This window comes from Actinophytocola sp. (assembly GCF_050699915.1).
In the GTDB taxonomy this organism is placed as follows: Bacteria; Actinomycetota; Actinomycetes; order Mycobacteriales; family Pseudonocardiaceae; genus Actinophytocola.
This window is the reverse complement of record NZ_JBOHGA010000046.1, coordinates 16,394-34,787: the sequence shown is the minus strand read 5'-3', so window position 1 is coordinate 34,787 and position 18,394 is coordinate 16,394. Positions and strand designations below refer to the sequence as shown.

Sequence of the window (18,394 nt, the reverse complement as noted above, 5' to 3'; positions counted from 1 at the left end):
GCCTGGGCGTCGGTGCCGCGCACCCGGCGCCGCGCCCGGCTGGCGAGCTGGCGCGCCGTGGCCGGGGTGCGCCCCACGATGGGGGCGATGTCGGCGAAGGACAGGTCGAACATGTCGTGCAGGACGAACGCCAGCCGTTCGGCGGGGGTCAGCGTGTCGAGCACGACGTGCAGCGCGAGCCCGACCGCGTCGGCCAGCAGCGCCTCGTCCTCGGGGCTCGTCCCGTCCGTGCGGCTGACGATGGGGTCGGGCACGTGTACGCCGATGGGCTCCTCACGCCGCGTCCGGCGCGAGCGCAGCACGTTCAGGCACACGCGCGAGACGACGGTGGTCAGCCAGGCGCCGAGGTTGTCGACGCCGCTGGCATCCGTGCGGTTCAGGCGTACCCAGGTCTCCTGAACGGCGTCGTCGGCCTCGGCGAACGAACCGAGCATCCGGTAGGCCACTGCCCGCAGGCGGGTCCGGTTCTGCTCGAAGCTCTCCGTGAGCCGGTCTGGCTCGGTCATCGGTCACACTCCCGCGTTCTGCTGTGTCGTCCTACTGACACCTCGAAACCGATCGATGTGACAAGGAGACACCCATGCAAGCACGGATGGAGCACCCGGCCCTGAGCGTCCCAGGCGTCATGGACGGGCTGCAGGCGCTGGCGAAGGCCGTCTCGAGGGGTGGTCTGCCGAAGACCACCGCCGAGCTCGTCAACCTGCGGGCCAGCCAGCTCAACGGCTGCAGCGTGTGCGTGGTCATGCACGCGCGCGACCTGCGGAAGGCGGGGGAGAGCGAGGAGCGGATCTCGGCCGTCTCGGCCTGGCGTGACGCACCGTTCTACACCGACGCCGAGCGGGCGGCCCTGGCGCTGAGCGAGGCGGTGACCCGGCTCGCCGACCGCGACGACCCGGTGCCCGACGAGGTCTACGACGAGGCCGCGCGGCAGTTCGAGGAGCCGGTGCTGAAGGCCCTGGTCGTTCAGCTCACCTTGATCAACGCCTGGAACCGCCTGAACGTGACGACCCGCCAGGTGGCGGGGGAGTGGTAGGGAGGATCCGATGAGCGACCCACAGGCCATCGCCGACCGCGTCGAGATCGAGGCGCTGCGCGGTGAGTTCGCGGACGCGGGGATGATGCGTGACTTCGACCGCCTGGCGGCGCTGTTCACGCCGGACGCGGTGTGGCGGATCCCCGCGGTCGACGCCCGGTTCGACGGCAGGGACGAGATCCGCGCCGGGGTCGAGCGGCTGCTGGAGGGTTTCTGGGCCTACCTCCTTCAGGCGCCGCACCCGGGCATGATCCGGCTCGACGGCGACACCGCGTCCGGCCGCGCCTACGTCCTGAGCTTCGGACAGACACGCGAGGGCGGCTCACACCTCAACTACTCCGTCTATCACGACCGCTACCAGCGGACTGCGGACGGCTGGCGGTTCGCCGAACGCGTCGACGAGGTCAAGTACCTCGACACCACTCCGCTGACGGGCTCGCCGCCACACGCGACGAGCGACCCCTGACCGGCCGCCGGTCAGCCCGGGGGTGTCCAATCGGGACAGCCGCCCGGGCTGACCTCCCGGTTCGGGACTTAACACCCGGTCAGCGGCGCTTCCCGTAACTTTGTATCGTGGCCATCCCCGTGCACGCGCAGTCGCCGGAGGACGACCCGGAGCGAACCGACGTCATCCCGCGGATCGATGACCTCATCGAGACGATGTCAAGTCGGCCGGACGCCCCGAGTCGTCCCGCCGACCGCTACCCGAGGGAGACGCGTCCAGCGCAACCCCGTCCGGAGGACCCTCGCCCGGAGGATCTCCGCCCGGACTACGAACCTCCGGAGCACGAACTTCCAGAGGACGAGCTGCCGGACGACGAGCTGCCGGACGACGAGCTGCCGGAGGAGACGCTTCCGGAGCGCTCCCAGCGCGCCGAGCGCTCAGCGCGATCCGAGGGCGACGCCGCCAAGCGGGGCAAGCACCGCCGGCCGCCGCGCAAGAAGCCGATCTGGCAGGAGCTGCTGACGCTGTTCGCGGTCGCGCTGCTGCTGACCTTCCTGATCCAGCAGTTCCTGGGCCGGGTCTACTCGATCCCGTCCGGGTCGATGGAGAAGACGCTGCACGGCTGCCCCGGCTGCACCGCCGACCGCGTCCTGGTGGACAAGCTCACCTACCGGTTCACCGACCCGTCGCCCGGCGACGTCGTCGTCTTCGAGGGCCCGAACAGCTGGACGGAGGAGGACGGCGGGGTGCCGGTGTCGGGCAACGCCGTCACCAACGCACTGCGCTCGGTCGGCGCCCTGGTCGGCCTGGCGCCGCCGAACGAGCGCGACTTCGTCAAGCGGGTCGTCGCGGTCGGCGGCCAGACCGTCCAGTGCTGCGACAACAGGATGCGCGTCCTGGTCGACGGCCGCCCGCTCCAGGAGCCGTACGTCTACTGGGACGGCGGCAAACCGAACACCCAGCAGCACTTCGAGCCGGTGCTCGTGCCCGAGGGCACCCTCTGGGTCATGGGCGACAACCGCAACGGCTCGCAGGACTCCCGTTTCCAGGGCGGCGGCGGCATCCGCGGCGTCGTGCCGCTCGACAAGGTGATCGGCAAGGCGCGGTTCGTGGTGCTGCCGCCCTCGCGCTGGCAGGGCGTCGGCGACCACAACCCGCAGGGCGGCATCCCGTTCGCGCTGGGCGCGCCCGCCTGGCAGGAGGGCCTGCCGGCCGGGTTCGGACTCGTCGCCGCCTGGCCCATGCTGTGGCTCACCCGGCGGCTGCGGTGGCGGCTCCGACCCGACCCCGACCGGCGGTAGGAGATCGCCGAGGACACCCACCAGCGGCGGCTGCGCGCGGCGGCCGACGAGGTGCGCGAGCGGCTGCCGTCGCCGGGCCCGGACGACTGGGGGCTGATCCACGCCGATCTGCACCGGGGGAACGTGGTGCGCACCCCGGCCGGCGAGCCGGCCGTGATCGACTTCGACGACAGCGGGTGGGGGTACTACCTGCTCGACGTCGCCACCGTGCTCTCCTCGATGCCGCGCACCTGCCTGGACGACCGCACGGCCTTCCTGCGTTTCGCCGCCGGCTTCCTCGACGGCTACCGCTCGGTCCGGCCGCTGCCCCCGTCGGCGCATGCGAAGCTACCTCGACCACGGGACCTACGACGGACACGTCTCGCTCGGGTAGCTCACCGCCTCGTGTAGAAGTGCCTCTCCTGACCGTCGTCGTCGATCGTCACCCGGTCGGTGATGCTCACCGGGTCCCTTGTGGCCCCGTCGCCGAAGTCGAGTGGCGCGTACGCGACCGGCCCGCTCCCGTCGGAGCCGTAGACGTGGATGGCGCACTTCAGGTGGTTGGCGAGCAGTCGCATCGCCATCCCGTAGGCGTTGCGCGCACGCTCGGTGTCTCCGGTCAGGAACTCGGAGGTGGTGCTGCGCGACGGGCCCGGCAGCGGGACCACCCAGGTCCGGTGCTGCGCGAGCGCAACCGTGAGGTCGCCGTCGCTCATGGGCGTCTTCACGAGGAACGTGGTGAGCGGCTGACTCGACAGGGACGTGGACTTGTCCTCCTGCTTGAGCTGTGCGGTGGCGGTCCCGATGACTCCCTTCCGCAACCCGTCGGCGTTCTTGCCGAGGGCCTTGCCGACGGCGTCGTACACGCTGCCCTCCGCGACGCTGCCGGAGATCGCGCCCGAGAGCTGCTCCAGCTTGCGAATCGTGCTCCTGGTCGGGTTGGACAACGCCACCGTGTGCAGGGACAGCGCCGTCTGGCTCGGCGGAATTCCGGTGTAGATCCGGGAGAACGGCCTCGCCAGCTCACCCGAGACCGCCCCGCTCAGCCGGTCGTACTTCTTGCCGGGCTCGCCCTTTCCTCGCTCACCCGGCACCTTCGTGCCCAGGAACGGGGTGGCGCCCACCATGGTCTTGAGCGCCTTGGTCGGCGGCGCCCAGACCTGTGTCGTGTCGCGGGACGTCAGCCGCATGCCGTCGGTGTTGACCTTCATCGGCCGCACGTCGTCCCAGTCGCGCTCGGGCTCCGCCTCCATGTCCTCGCTCACCGACTCCTCGTCCTCCGGCGGCGGTTCGACCATCTTGATCCCGACCGGGTCGGACACCCGTCGCGTGCCGTACGTCGTCAGGCTGGTGCCCTCCGCCGTGTCGCGGACCGCGAAGATCCGGCCCGCCGCCTTGGCCGGCGGGACGTGGGTCTGCGCCAGCTTGTGCTTCGAGTAGGCCTCCTGCTTCTCGCTCCAGCCCGTCTCCAGGGCGGCCGCGATGCGCGTGAGGTCGGTCTCGATCGAGCCGTCGATGAAGTCGGTCAGGAACGGCACACCGCGGACGGGGTGCCGGACGGTCTCGGCGAAGCCCTGGACGAAGCTGCGTTGCTCGGTCTTGTCGAGGTCCTGCAGGACGTCCGTATCGACCGTCGGGTCGAAGAAGGACTCGGTCGTTCGGACCGGCGGCTTGATCAGCGTGGGGACCAGCTCGAGATCCGGTCCGGTCTCCGACCTGTCTGGCGGATCCCCGATGTAGGAGTCCAGCGGCACCGGGCCTGTCAACGGTTCCGTCTCCGAGACCTCGAGGGCCATCTCGTCGTTCGGCATGGTGGTCGTCGGAGTGGTGGTCGTCGTGGTGGAGGACTCCGACGGGGGTGCGTCCTCGGCCATGTCGACCTCGCTCGACTCCTCCAGCTCGACGATCGGCGGGGTGGTGCCCATCTTGGCGAGCTCGGCGGTGTAGCGGGAGTTCAGGATCTTCGACAGCGCGCCGAACTCGGCCCCGCCGTCACCGAACGCGAGCTGCTTGCCCCCGGCCAGGAGCAAGGTCCCGTCGATGTACAGGTTGGGCTCGGGCGAGTAGGGCAGCAGCGGGTGGACCTCGGACAGCTTCTCCCTGGTGAGCATGTCCTCGCTGACGTGCGTGGTGAGCTCGTCCTCCGTCATGGCGCCCTCGCCCTCGGGCAGGGTGGTGCCTTCGCCGAGCCGGTAGCCGCCGGACACCATCAGCGGACGGATCGGGATCCGCTGCCACGGGTTCAGCGGGTCGACGCCGGCCAGCTTGCTGGCGAAGTAGTTGAACACGTGGACGCCCGACGGCACCTCGCGGCTGGCCGTGTCGAAGTCCTGGACCGAGATGTACGGATGGGAGCCCTTGCCGTAGAGCGCCTTGGTGACGTCGGCGGTCGCCTTGCTCTGCAGCACGTTGTTGCGCATCGTGCCGTAGGGGAACTTCGAGACACTGAAGGTGTCCTTGAGCACCGCGATCGGCAGCCGGTGGCCGGCGATCGCCGTCTCCGCCGCCTTCCATGCCTCGCTCAGCTCGGCCGCCTGGGCCGTCCTGGCGTTGATCCCGAAGACGAAGGCCACCCGTGTGTCCATGCCCACGGCGCCGTCCATGATCGCGTCGACGACGGCGACGATGTCACCCGAGTCCTTGGCGGGCAGGATGATGTTCACGACGAAGGAGATCGGCCGGTTCTGGCTGAGGCTCGCGGCCAGCTCGGTCAGGTAGTTCTCCGGGGTGATGACGTGCGTGGGCTCCGCGGCGACGAGGTCCCGGAAGGCCTGGTTGGCCCTCGCGTTCCCGCCTAGGCCGTGCGTGTCCGGGTCGGATGGCGGCGCGACGACCCTCGGCCTGCGTTGGCGCGCGGTAGTCTTCCTGACCGGAGCGGCCTTCGGTTTGGCGGGCGCCTTCTTCTTGCGCCGTTCGGTCGGTACCAGTTCGCCGGTGTCGTCGAGCCCGAGCTCGCCGCTCTCGACCTTGGTCCGCAACTTCTCCGCCGCCGCCCGCTTAGTGGCGCTCCGCAGCACCATCGTGGTCGTCTTCACCGGATCGCGGGTGGTGGTCAGCTTCTTCGACGACGAGCCGGCGCTGGCCTTGTCCTTCTTGGTCTTCTGCTTCTTCTTGCCCATGATGAGTCTCCCGCGGCTACACGCCGGCCTTGTACGTCAGGACCAGTCCGAGGTTCGTCAGTGCTTCCTTGTCACCGTCCAGCGCGAGGACCCAGCCGGACTCCTCGTCGCCGGCGAGGCGCAGGCCCGGCGTCGGCACCAGCTTCCCGTCGGTGAGCGGGACGTTCATGTCGCCGTTCAGCACGAACCGGGCCGTGCCGCCGTTCGCCAGGTCGTACTTCGGGTAGATGCCGGTGATCTGGCGGCTGCTCATGTTCGGGAACAGCTCCGGACCGATGGGCAGCGTGAGCTGACGGGTGTCGGTCGCGAGGAACTCCTCCCACTCCTGCGGGAACTCGGTGGCCACGTCGAGGAACCGCGCCGCGGGATACGCCTTCAGCATCCCCTTGACGGCGTTGGTGAACACCTGGTCACCGGCCTCCGCGGTGTACCGGACGGTGACCACGACGTCGTGCAGCTCGGCCGGCCGGCGGCCGGCCAGCTCCAGGCGCCAGGTGGAGACCGCGCCGGTGCCCTCGAACGGCAGATACCGGTCGTCGTCGTAGCGCAGCTCGAACAGGCCGTTGTTCAGCGCGCCCTCGTCCACAGGGGACAGTGCGATCCGCTGGCCTGCCCGCCAGTCGACGCGCACCGTCGCGGGCACCGGGCCCTTCGGGTCGAGGAGATACTTGACCGCCTTGGCCTCGGCGGCCACGACCGTCTTGTGTCCCAACTGGCTCAGCGTGGCGTTGACCGCGAGTGGCTGCCCGTCCTCGTCGACGAACGCGACCGCCACCGTGCGGACCTGGCGCCGGAAGTGGCCGGGGAAGTCGTAGTCGAACAACGCCTCCGACAGCGAGAACTCGCAGTGGCCCTCCTTCTGCATCCGCAGCAGGGCGACCGGGTCCAGCTCGAGCAGCGACACCGGCTTGGTGATCTCCAGGTCCCGGTTGTCCTCGTCGAGGTAGGCCTTGCCCAGCCGTTCCAGGTCGAGGCCGAGGCCCTCCGCGGCGAGCAGCCCATTCCGCCGGCTGTCCCAGTAGGACGGTCGGATGTAGCGGGTGTCGCCGTCGGTGGACCCGCGTTCGAACTGGAACGCCCGCTCGGCCGACCGCGCCATCTCGTACGCCAGGTTGTAGGCCTGGAAGTACGTCTCCGCGAGACGCCCGGACAGCCACTGGTAGAGCTCGGCGTTGGTGAACTTGCCGGTGAGGAACGTCGCCTCCGCCTCGTTGTGCCCGATCTCCGCGGCGAGGATGTCCCGCTCCCGCTCGGCGATCGCCAGCTGCTGGCGCGCGCTCGTCAGCTGCTGCTCGATCTGGTTCAGGTCGGCCTCCGCGGTGTCCCGCTGCGACCTCCACTCGGCCATCGACCGCTCCTGGCCGGCGCGGACGCCGAGCAGCTCGCCGATGACGCTGAAGCCCTCGCCGAGCGACTCCCAGATCTCCGAGGTCTTGTCGAAGATCTTGCCGGCCTGCTTCCCGCCGATCTCGGTGCCCATGATGAACGGGCCGAGCAGCGCTTGGGGCATGCCGTAGGCGAAGGCGGCGCCGATCCGGTTGGCGCCCGAGTACAGGTGCGCGGCGCCGGCGAACGCCATCGTGCCGATCTGCGCGCTCTCCAACGGCAAGAGCCCGTCGTCGACCAGCTTCTCGTAGTACGCCAACCGTTTCGTCGCGCCGTCCTGGCTCGCCACCAGCTCGGCGACGTCCGCCTCGGCGGCCACCACCTGGGCGTCCTTGATCGCCCGCGTCATCGCGAGGATCGTGCCCTCCTGCCGGTTGCGCAGCAGGCTCAGCGCCTCGCCGTCCTCCCGTTCCAGCACACTTAGCAGGTCGCTGCCGAGCCCCCGGACCTTCTCGACTAGGTCCTGGGCCTTGCGGTGCAGGAAGCTGAACCGGTAGTGCGGCACCGGCACGGCCGCGTCCTGGCCGAGCCGGCCCAGGTCCGCTCCGGTCGCCGCGCCCTCGACCAGCGCCATCGGGTCGATCGGCGGCGCGAACAGCGGCAGCGGCTGGCTGATGCCCAGGATGTTCTGGGACAGCCGGATCTTGCGCAGCCGGTCCTCGACCCGCACCCAGTAGTCCGCGAACACGCCGTTGCCCGGGATCGAGAAGTACCGGTTCGCGACGCTCGCGTGCACCTCGCCGGCGTCGCGCAGCAGCGCGCCGTCGTTGGTGAGCGCGGACCGGAGGTCCAGCTCGCCCGGCTTGGCCTCGGCCTCGAGTCCCTCGAGACTCTGCGCCGGCGGGAGCAGCCGGGTGCCGAGCGTCTCCGGCCGCGTGCCGAGCAGGTCGTAGGCGAAGATGTAGAGCATCCGTGCCTCGTCGACGCTCTCGGGCGTGTACTGGCGGAACAGCATGTCCCCCCAGTCGAGCAGGTTGTCCACATAGGCCATGACGACCGCGCGGCGGTAGGCGACCGGGCGCAGCGCGGCGATCGCGTGCGGGTCGAACGGGTCGTCCTGGTAGGCGTTGATCAGCTTGACCGGGTCACCGAGGAGCCCGTGCTGGCGAGGCAGCCCGGCGACGATCGCGGCCTTCTCTCGCAGATTGACCAGTGCCGCGCGGCTCTCGTCGCCGACCGACGCGGTCAGTGACGTCAGCCGTTTCGCGACGGTCTCGTGCACGGTCGCCGCGGACAGCGTCGCGAAGTCCGCGGTCTGGGCGTCGTCCAGCTGCTGGCGGATCCGGAACAGCGGCGCGACCCGGTCCACCACGACCAGCAGCGGCTCGAGCAGGCCGCGCAGCGTGGCGACGTCGAGCCCGGCCTTGGTCAGTGCCTCCGCGTCGGCCTCCTGGCCGGCCAGCGCGAACAGGTCGGCCCGGCAGCTCGCGGCCAGCGCGGTCGGGTCGACCGCGAGGAACGGCAGGTACCGCCAGTAGCTCGCGTGCTGGGTCGGGTCGAACACGTACTCGTACCACTGTCGGGCTTCCTCGAACCGCTGCGCGCCGTTGAGCGCCTGCGCGATCAGCAGCGGCGCGTGGAAGAAGATCTCCCAGTAGTAGATGCCGTTCGCGCTGTCGAAGTCCAGGTGCGTGCTGGTCGGCACCTGCGACTCGTCGACCCGGTCCCCGTTGACCTGGATCGTGGTGTCGTTCGAGAACGTCGTGCTGAACGTCGGCACCTCGTCGTACTCCTGGGTGCGCGGGTGGAGCAGCGCGGCCACCCCGCCCGTCAGCAGCCGCTCGTTGAGCTTGTGCGCGGTGCCGGTGGTCAGCCGGACGATCTCGTACATCAGCGCCGTGCGGTCGTATGGCCGCACCGGGTCGGTGTCGTCGGCGGTGTCCGTGCCGGCATCCTTGTCGTAGCGGACGTACTCGCCGCCCTTGAAGACGAACAGGCCGTCGACGCTGTCCAACATCGAGTCGATCGTCGAGGCGAAGGCGACGGGCAGGCCGCCCCAGTTGCCCTTGATCGGCCGCCAGGACACCGTCGCCGCGTCCAGCTCGACGTCGGCGCTGATCCGCGTGTACTCCGAACCGCCGAAGACGAACAGCCAGCCGTCGCGCTTGAACACCGCGTCGACGGCATGCGCGAGCGGCTTCGGATACCCGTCGTCCAGCACGTCCGGCACGATGCGCCGCCGGTCCGTTGCCAGGCTGTACCGGTAGAGGGCGCCGCCGCTGACCAGGTACAGCCGCTCGCCGACGGCGTAGGCCGCGTCGACCGAGGGCAGCTTCCAGCGGTTGCGGATCGGCTCCTCGTCCGTCGCCGACCCGCCGCGCGGCCACTCGATGTACCGGCTCGGCCGGGTCCGGAAGTTGATGAAGAACAACCGGGTCCCGTTCGGCAGCTCGACCGCGGCGGAAATCCGGCGCCACGTCGGCAGGTCGTCTCCGTTGTGCGCCAGCCCGGTCGGCTGGACGCGCTCGTCCATGAGCGCGGCGCCGGGCCGGAACAGGAAGCTGCCGCCCCGGTGGTCGATGCTGAACCAGCTCGAGTCGCCGGACGTGCTGTTGAACTCGACGACCCGTGCGTCGCCGATCCGGTTCGTCGGCGCGGGGTCGAAGATCTCCTCCCGCAGGCCGGTGTCCTGCTTCGGGTCGACGATCATGCCCGGCACCACACTGGTGGACAGCTGGCTGAGGTTCAGCTCGGGCGGCAGGGAGAACTCGGCGGTCCACCGGAATGCCGGCAGGATCGGGACGAGTATGCCGATCGAGCACGAGGCGGTGATCACGATCGACGTGTGCCGGTCCTCCGGCGTACCCGTCTCCGACAGCCGCACCGCGACCTTCAGCCCGCTGACCGACCCGGGCAGCCCCGTGTCGACAGTGCGGGACTGCACCGGCAGCCATTCCCCGTTCAGGTCGAGGAACGAGTAGCACAGCTTGACCCGGTTGGTGGCCGCGGTGTTCGAGACCTGCTGGGTGTCGTCGACCTTCTTGACCTCGATGGTCGCCGACGAGCTGGTGGGCGTGCTCGACTCGGAGGTCGCCCAGAACACGAACACCCGGCCGAAGGCGTGGATCGGCGACACGTCGTCCGAGTCGATCTGGACGCCGACCTTCAGCCACGGCTCCCAGGTCGTCGACAGCTTGGTGACGCCGCGGATCTCGGCGTACCGGTAGTAGTAGCGACGCGGGTCCGTGCGCGTGGTGCCGAACAGCACCAGGTTGCGGGTCTGCGAGTCCGCGCCCTCCTTGGGGTAGACGTACCCGCCCGCGATGGCCAGCCGGGACACCTCGGTGTACTCGTCGAGGTAGCGCTTGTACGAGCGCACCACCGCGTCCGAGGTGACCTCGCCCTGCAGCAGGTCGTCCTGGAGCTGCTGGAACGCGGGGGTCTTCGCGCCACGCAGCTCGGGCCGCAGGTAGTTCTCCGGGTACAGGAAGACCTTCCGGTTGGCCTCCCACACGCGGTAGGCCCGCATCCACTGCCACCAGCGCTTCAACCTGCGTCTGGTGTCCTGCTCGTCGTCGCCCTCCCGGACGGTGACGTCCTCGAGGTTGAGCAGGTAGCGGTGCAGGTAGAGCTGGGTGGCCGCGATCGCCTCGCGGACCTTCGAGGTCCGGGCCGCACTGCCCATGTCCACGTCGACCAGCAGGTACTCGAACAGGTCGCGGGTGGTGACGAGCGAGCCCGTCTCGGCCACGACGGCCGACACCAGCGCGTCGCGGCGGAGCAGGTTCAGCTCGTCGTGGATCTCCCGCTCGACCGTGGGCCACTCGGCGCCGTGCGCTTTGGCCAGTAGTCCACTGAGGACAGTGAGGGCGTCGTCGAACGCGAGTGTGCCGCCGCGGTCGCCGTACACCCGCGCCCACACGTCGGCGTGCAGCCGGGACGGTGTGCTGCCCAGCTTGCCGGCCAGCTCGAACATGCCGGTCGCCGCGAGCAGGAACTCGAGCTCGAACCGGTACTCGGGTGCGCCACCCGACGGCAGGAAACCGCCGTGCCGCTTGAGCCATCTCAGCTCGTCGGCGTCCCAGCCGAAGAGTCCGGACAGCAGCGTGTACGGGTCCGCCGCGCCGGTCCGCAGGAACTGCGCGAGGCCCGGGGCCTTCGTGCGCGCGAGGTCGAGGAACCGGACCATCGTGAGCACGTCGGACAGCCGGTAGTCCGCGGTGTTCGCCCACCGCTCGCGGAAGGTCTGCGGGAAGGTGCGGTCGATCTCGGCGTAGCCGCCACCGGAGTAGCGGACGTACTGGTTGTCCTTCATCAGGTAGCCGCGGCCCTCGAAGGTGAACGCACCGGTGATCCCGGTCTCGAGGTACGCCGGCAGGTCGCCCCAGTCGTCCCGGATCGTCCTCGGGTAGCCCTCCTCGGCCAGCTCGAGCCGGCCCGGCTGGTAGCGGACGAACTGGCCGCCGCGGAAGGCGTACAGCTCACCGGTCGGCGCCACCAGCGCTGCGTCGACGGTGTTCGGCCGGGTGTAGTGGTCGTGGCCGTCGGTGAAGGCGTTGGCGACCTTGCCCCACAGCTCGGTGACCGGCCGAGGCGCCGAGCCGTCCGCGCGCACGTACTCCTTGCCGGCGAACAGGTAGGTGACGTCGTCGCTGCCGTGGAACGCGGCGTCGATGCCGTACCGGAACGGCTCGGGCAGCTCGGTGGTGCTCAGCTCGCCCGGCGGCGCGGACTCGATGGTGCGTGGGTAGCCGTCGTCGACGAACGTGTAGTCGCGCCCGGAGTAGCGGACGTACTGGTCCCCGGAGAACAGGAAGGTCCGGCCGTCGGCGACCAGCGCCGCGTCGACCTTCTGGTCGTCGGCGATGTTGTTGCGCAGCCTGCCGAAGGTGCGGATGTCGTAGGTGGCGGTCAGCGCGCGGGACACCACGTGGCACCCGGCGCCGACGAACAGGTAGATGTTGCGCTCGTTCGCGACGACCGCGTCGATGAGCGCGGTCCCGCTGTCGAGCCGCTCGCCCAGCACGTCCTCGAACGACTCGGGCAGCGCCGCGAACTCCGGCTCGCCGCGCAGGTTCGTCGCGATCGGCTTGGGGTAGCCGGCGTCGACATAGCGGTAGCGGTCGCCGGTGTAGCGCACGTACTGGGTGCCGGAGAACAGGAACGTGGTGTCCTCGCCGACCACCACCGCGGCGTCGACCCGGCCGGCGCCGTCCTTGCCGGCGAACTCGTTGCGGGCGCGGCCCCACTGTTCGCGGATCTGCCGGCGCGGCGCGAGAGACCGCTCGTGGTACCGGGTGAACTCGTCGTCGAAGAAGAAGTACGCCGCCCCGTCCCGGCCGGTGAACGCCGCCAGGATCGCCGGCTCGCCGAGGCCCGGCCAGATCCGGTCGATCGGCCGGGGCCGGTTCCACTCGCCGGTCAGGTCGTCGTACTGCAGGCACTCCTCCCCGGTGACCAGCAACAGGGTGCGGCCCTCGGTGAGCACGGCGTCGGGCGCGACGAACCCGTCCGGCCGGGCGTCGTCCGGCATGGGCCAGAAGGACGCGTCGGTGACGGCCGGAGAGCCCTCGTCAGGGTGGCCGTAGTCGGTGCCCGAGTAGACCAGGTACCGCATGCCGCCCTCGTCGTCCGGGCGCTCGAACAGGAACGTGTAGCCACCGTGGACGTACGCGAGCGCCACGTTCTCCAGTCCGGCCCAGTGTTCGGGCACCGATCGGGGCTCGCCCTCGACCTCGGCGCCGAGGTAGGTCTCGCCGCCGTACACCACGAACTGGTCGCCGCTGAACACGTAGGTCTTGCCGTCCCGGCCGACGAACGCGGCGTCGACCGTGTTGTCCTCGTAGACGTTGTTGCGGGCCCGGCCCCACTCCTCGGCGAGCGGGTAGGCGCGCCCCATCGCCGTGTTGAAGCAGGCGGTGCCCTTGAACAGGTAGGTGTTCCCGTCGGTGCCCCGCAGGATGGCGTCGGGCCCGTCGCGGAACTCGGCCGGCACCGTGCGCAGCGCGCGCGGCCGGACCGGTGTCCGGGCGATGGTCCGGCCCTCCAGGGCGCTGTATCGCTGCCAACCGCCGGCGTCGGACACGAGCACCGAGCCGTCGTCGACGAACGCACACCCGACCGAGGGCATGCCGAGGTCGTAGCGGCGGTAGGCGGCGTCGGACACGACGTGGCAGTCCCGTCCGGAGAAGAGGTAGACGTTGCGCTGGTCGGCGAGCGCGGCGTCGACGTGGTCGAGGACGACACCGAGATTGGCCAGCCGCGGCTCTTCCCTCAGCGAGGCGAGGTTCTTCGGGTAGCCGTTGTCGACAGTGGTGTAGGCGTGTCCGGTGTAGCGCACGAACTGGTCGCCGGAGAACAGGTAGGTGCGAGGCTCGGGGGAGTCGAGGGCCAGCGCCGCGTCCACCTTCCCGGTGCGGGCGATGTTGTTGACGACGTTGCCCCAGAAGGTCGCGATCGGGGCCGGGTAGCGGTCGTCGACCCGGGTCAGGTCGGCGGTCGAGTAGCGGACGTACTGCCCGCGGTCGAACACGTAGGTCTTGCCGTCACTGCCGACGAAGGCGGCGTCCACGTGTTGGAAGGGGAGGAGACTGTCCCAGCTCGCGGACAGCGTCCTGACCTCGGACCACCAGCGGTGCAGGCTGTCGAAGACGACGAACTGGTTGCCGGAGAACAGGTAGGTGAGCTTGTCCCGGCCGGTGAACACGGCGTCGACGGTGGCGAACTCTGGCACCAGCTCCACGGGCAGGTTCCACCAGTTGTCCGGCAGCGGCTTCGGGAAGCCGGCGTCCGGGGTCGCGTAGTCCCTGGTCGAGTACTGGACGTAGTTCGCGGCCTCGCCGGCCGTGCCGAACAGGTAGGTGCGGCCGTCGAGGACGAACGCGGCGGTGACGTGGTCGAGCCCGCCCCAGTCGCCCGCCGTCCTTCTCGGGTAGCCGACGTCGACCACGGCGTAGTCGGCGCCCGAGTACCGGATGTACCGGTCGCCGCTGAACAGGTAGGTCTTCCCGTCGAGGCCGACGAACGCGGCGTCGACGGTGCCGCTGGGCAGCACCGGGCCGAGCACGCCCCAGCGCTGGTTGGTCGGCTCGACGGTCCTCGGCCCGTCGGTGAGCGCGACCGTCCGGCCGTCCTTGAACAGGTGGACCACGTCGGCGCCGTCGACCAGCGCGGCGTCGACGGCGTTCTCGAACTCGGGCGGCACGTCGCCGAGCAGGGCCTCGATCCGTTGCGGTGAGCCGTCGTCGACCCGTACGCCGCTGTTCTCGATGCCGTCGGTGTAGCCGACCACCTGGGGACCGCTGAACAGGAACTGGGTGGTGCCCACGGTGTAGCCGGCGTCGATGCGCTCGGCCTGGTCGAAGCTGTTGCGGACCCGGCCCCAGACGTCCGCGAGCGGCTGCTCGTCGCCACCTACCGCGAGGCAGCGGTCGTCCTTGAACAGGTGGACGGTGCCGTCGAGGCCCTGGAACGACGCGTCGAGCGCGAACCGGAAGTGCGCGGCGAGCCGGACGTGCGGGCCTTCGTCCTCGCGCCACTCGCCGAGCGTGCGCGGGTAGCCCTCGTCGACGTAGGTGTAGTCCGCGGTGGAGTACCGGACGTACTGGTCGCCGCAGAACAGGTAGGCGCGACCCGCGTCGTCGACGAAGGCGGTGTCGATCCGCGCCGGGTCGGTGAAGTTGTTCCTGATCCGGCCCCAGAGCTGCTCGCTGCGGGTCCAGTAGGTGGTGCCGAGGGCCTTGGTGAACGCGTGGGAGTACTTGTCGCGGTCCCGGCCGACGAGCCAGCGGGTGCCGGCGGCGTCGGTGAACGCGGCGTCCACGATGGACAGTCCGGCGAACCTGGGGGAGAGGTCGGTCAGCGGTCGGGGATCGGTGTTCTCCAGCGCGTAGGACCGCGCGGCGTAGGCCCAGTAGCCCCGCTCGGTGAACAGGTAGACCTTGCCGTCGGCGTCCTCGAGCAGGGCGTCGAACCGGTCGACGCCGGGCGGGAGCGCGAGCGGTTCCGGGAACTTGCCGACCAGGTCCTGGTCCTGGAACAGAACGGTGACCTCGGCGGGGTCGAGGGCGAACTTGGCCGCGAACAGGGCGAAGCGGCGGATGCGCCGGTAGGCCACCCGGAAGTGCGCGTCGGTCACGTCGCCGGCCGTGGCCAGCACCGGCGCGACGAGGACGTCGAGCGCGTCCGGTCCGTCGCCGGCGACCGCGCGGCAGATGGCGTCCATGGCCTCGACACCGAAGGCGTCCCGCAGGACCGTGACCAGCGTGGCGAGCTGCTCCTGCGCCACCCCGGCCAGCGTGTCGACGACCTCCGCGACGCCGGCCGACAGCTCGGCGGCGACGTTGTACAGCAGGAAGAAGACGTCGGCGCTGTAGTCCTCGAACCCTTCGAGCGAGAACGTGAGCGCGTTGTTGACGTTGGTGAAGAAGGAGAGCCGGTCCTCGGGGATGGTCAGCTCGGGAGTGAGGTGGCCTTCCGCGATGAGCAGGCCGACCAGCTCGGCGCTCTCGTCGAGGGTGAACTCGAGGTCGGTGAGCGCGGTGAAGTCGAGCTGGTAGGCCTGCTGTTCGGTGAGAATCGCCGCGAGCTGCTGGAAGACCGTGGCGGTCTCGCTCTCGGTGAGCTCGTCGGCCAGCCACAGGTCCGGGCTCGGCTCGAGCAGCTCGGGTCGCAGCTCCTCGGGCACGTGCCCGTCGACGAGGTAGCCGTTGCCGAGCAGTTCGACGACGTAGCCGGCCATGGCGTCGTCGGCGATGTCCTGGAAGTCCGCCGGTCCGAACGTGGTGAACTCGGCGCGGGAGGTCTCTAGGTGCGCGCGCATGGCCGCCAGGACGTCGCGGCGGTACGGGTAGAACTCGACGGCGAGCCCGAAGCCGGTGAGGTCGAGCGTGTCGAGGGCGACCGGGGCGACGTAGCGGTTGTCGGCGTCGAGGTAACCGTTGAAGCGCAGGGAGACCAGCAGGTCGGTGCGCTGCGCCTCGGTGAGACCGAGCCCGGCGAAGATCTCGGGGTCCAGGGCGAGCCGCTGCTCGGTGTACCGCGTGACCCGCTCCCGCAGGCGCGCGAACACGGTGTCCTCGACGACGGACAGGTCGAGGCTGACGGAGAAGGCCTCGAGGTTGTCCGGGTTGGTGAAGAAGTCGGGGTCGAAGACGTTGCCGTCGTTGTCGAGGTAGCCGTGGAAGACCAGGTTGTCGTACAGCTCGGCGAGCTCGGTGTCGGACAGCTCGGCGACCTCGGCCAGGTCCGACTGGTAGAAGGAGGCGGGCGGGTTCTCGCAGAGGGCGCTGATGGCCCAGAAGACCCCGTCGCGCAGGTCGTCGAAGTCGGTCGTGAGGCCCAGCTCCGGGTCGGCCAGCAGTTCTTCCACAAGCCGGCCGTCGCTGTCGAGATAGCCGTGCACGACGAGGTTGGCGAAGATCTTCGCGGTCAGCCCCTCGTCGAGCCCGAGCCCGCGGAAGTCCTGTGCGGTGACGGCGGAGAGCTCGACGAGGCCCTGGTAGGCCGCCTTCGCGGCGACGTCGCGGTCGACCCGCAGCAGCCGGGCGTCGCGCTGGGAGACGACCCCGTCGGTGCGGGCGGCGAGCACGCGGTGGAGCACGGCGGCGGCCCGCGGGGAGAACCGGTCGGAGGCGAGCCAGTCGGGTTGGAAGGCGACGTTGCCGAACTGCTGGCGGAGCTGGTCTTCGAGCTCGCGCTGCTCCTCGATGTCCTCCTCGGTCGGCGCGACGGCCGGGCCGCCGAGGATGCGGACGAGCTCGGCGCCGTCGAGGCCGGCGGCCTGGAGCCAGCCCACGGTGGTCAGCAGCACCTGCATGAGCCAGAGGCCGGCGGTCGGCGCGCCGCCGGCCAGGACGCGGTAGTAGTCCGTGCTCGGCGCGGCGTCGGCGGGCACGGTGTCGATCGGCACCGGGAACCGCGGCATCGAGGGGTCGCTCTCGAGCGCGTCGAGGAGGTGGAAGAGCTCCTCGACGGAGAGGTTGAGCACGGAGGTGAGACACCCGATCCGGTGCAGCAGCGAGAGATCAGCGAGCCCGAGCTCGAACTGTCGTGGCGTGGGCCGGCTTCGGTACCGCGTGACGATCGTGACGAGGTCGGCCTCGGTCAACGGCAGGACGGTCGCCAGCCAGCGCCGGAGGGGCTTGTTCGCCTCGGCGAGGATGTCCCCGGTGGCGGTGGGCAGCGTGCCGAAGACGCGGCTGAACAGGCTGGCGGCCCGGTCCTCGTCGCCGAGCCCGACCGTGTTCAGGTGCGCGACGAGGCTGCACACGACGTCGACGGGAAGGTCGAACCCGCGCCGCAGCACGGTGACCGCGGCGACGATCCGCAGCGCGGTGGCGTCGAGCTCGTTGCCGCAGCAGGTGCGCAGGACCAGGTCGAGGTCGCTGAGCGACATGCCGGTCTTGCGGGCCAGGCGCACGAACCGGGTGACCCGGTCGAACCACTCCTCGGGGATGGCGCCGTCGCCGCCGGCCCAGAGCAGCCGCTGCTCCTGGTCGTCGAGGGTGACGCAGGGGCCGTCCTGATGGATGAAGAAGGCGGCGGCGTCGGCGCGCTGGGCGGGGCCGAGGTTCTGGTAGAGCAGCTCCCGCACTTCGGTGGCGCTCAACGTGGTGGCCTGCCGAAACCGCTCCACGTCGGCCAACTGGGCGAACCGCGCCGGCGCGCCGCCGACCACCTCGGTGATCGCGAGCACGTCGTCGGCCGCCAACCCGAGGTACTCCCGGGCGACGACGTCGGCGTCCGCCAGAACGGCGAACCGCCGGTAGAGCTCGTCCGGCGAGACCTCGAAGCGGCGCAGGTAGGCCTTGAACCGCTCGGCGCGCAGGGAGAAGGGCAGGTTCACGGGCAGGCGCAGCGTGCGCAACGTGGTGTCGGCGTCCTTTCCGACCCGCCGGGCGAGCACCTCGTTGACGATGTCCAGGTAGGGCACCTCGGTGTAGCTGTTCGCCCAGTCCAGCGGAACGCCCGCGAGATCCGGCCGTCGCTCGCGAAGTGGAGAGACCGCGAAGTTGTCGTCGACCAGCTCCAGCAGATCGGCGAGGTAGGCGGCGGGCGAGTAAACCGACCGTCCGTCATCGCCATTCATTGGTGAGAAATCACCGAACAGTTCCTGATAGCTGGGAAGAAATGCGGACAGAGGTAGGCCATTGGACATGGTCACCATTCACCTCACGGTGGTGAGAAAAAC

Annotated in this window: 7 protein-coding genes; 4 read left to right on the top strand and 3 right to left on the bottom strand. The window is 70.1% G+C overall.

Features of this window, described 5'->3' with window-relative positions; genetic code table 11:
• A partial coding sequence (locus ACRDSK_RS11515) for a sigma-70 family RNA polymerase sigma factor (RefSeq protein ID WP_431440255.1) occupies positions 1-506 on the bottom strand: 506 nt, incomplete at its 3' end.
• A gap of 74 nt (positions 507-580) precedes the next feature.
• Between ACRDSK_RS11515 and ACRDSK_RS11510 the strand changes: the two genes are divergently transcribed.
• From ACRDSK_RS11510 to ACRDSK_RS11495, 4 genes are all read left to right on the top strand, one after another.
• Positions 581-1,033, top strand: a complete 453-nt coding sequence (locus ACRDSK_RS11510; RefSeq protein WP_431440253.1) for a carboxymuconolactone decarboxylase family protein — start codon at positions 581-583, stop codon at positions 1,031-1,033.
• Positions 1,034-1,043: 10 nt separating this feature from the next.
• Positions 1,044-1,499, top strand: coding sequence for a nuclear transport factor 2 family protein (locus tag ACRDSK_RS11505; protein ID WP_431440251.1), 456 nt, complete (start codon positions 1,044-1,046; stop codon positions 1,497-1,499).
• Between the two features lie 341 nt (positions 1,500-1,840).
• On the top strand, positions 1,841-2,779 hold the full coding sequence (lepB, locus tag ACRDSK_RS11500) for a signal peptidase I (protein WP_431440262.1): 939 nt from the start codon (positions 1,841-1,843) through the stop codon (positions 2,777-2,779).
• 3 nt (positions 2,780-2,782) lie between these two features.
• A complete protein-coding gene (locus ACRDSK_RS11495; RefSeq protein ID WP_431440260.1) occupies positions 2,783-3,169 on the top strand; it encodes a phosphotransferase enzyme family protein in 387 nt (128 codons plus the stop codon).
• On the opposite strand, the gene ACRDSK_RS11490 is transcribed toward ACRDSK_RS11495, so the two are convergent.
• Both ACRDSK_RS11490 and ACRDSK_RS11485 read right to left on the bottom strand, forming a co-directional pair.
• A complete protein-coding gene (locus tag ACRDSK_RS11490; RefSeq protein WP_431440249.1) occupies positions 3,154-5,877 on the bottom strand; it encodes a hypothetical protein in 2,724 nt (907 codons plus the stop codon). The two genes, ACRDSK_RS11495 and ACRDSK_RS11490, sit on opposite strands and share 16 nt — an antisense overlap.
• A gap of 16 nt (positions 5,878-5,893) precedes the next feature.
• The gene (locus tag ACRDSK_RS11485) at positions 5,894-18,361 is read right to left on the bottom strand and encodes a hemopexin repeat-containing protein (protein WP_431440258.1); all 12,468 of its coding nucleotides are present in this window, start codon (positions 18,359-18,361) and stop codon (positions 5,894-5,896) included.
• Positions 18,362-18,394: the final 33 nt, after the last annotated feature.

Coding starts and splice junctions, on each gene's coding strand:
- ACRDSK_RS11510 (WP_431440253.1), top strand. CDS start 581: ATGCAAGCACGGATGGAGCACCCGGCCCTGAGCGTCCCAGGCGTCATG.
- ACRDSK_RS11505 (WP_431440251.1), top strand. CDS start 1,044: ATGAGCGACCCACAGGCCATCGCCGACCGCGTCGAGATCGAGGCGCTG.
- ACRDSK_RS11490 (WP_431440249.1), bottom strand. CDS start 5,877: ATGGGCAAGAAGAAGCAGAAGACCAAGAAGGACAAGGCCAGCGCCGGC.
- ACRDSK_RS11485 (WP_431440258.1), bottom strand. CDS start 18,361: ATGTCCAATGGCCTACCTCTGTCCGCATTTCTTCCCAGCTATCAGGAA.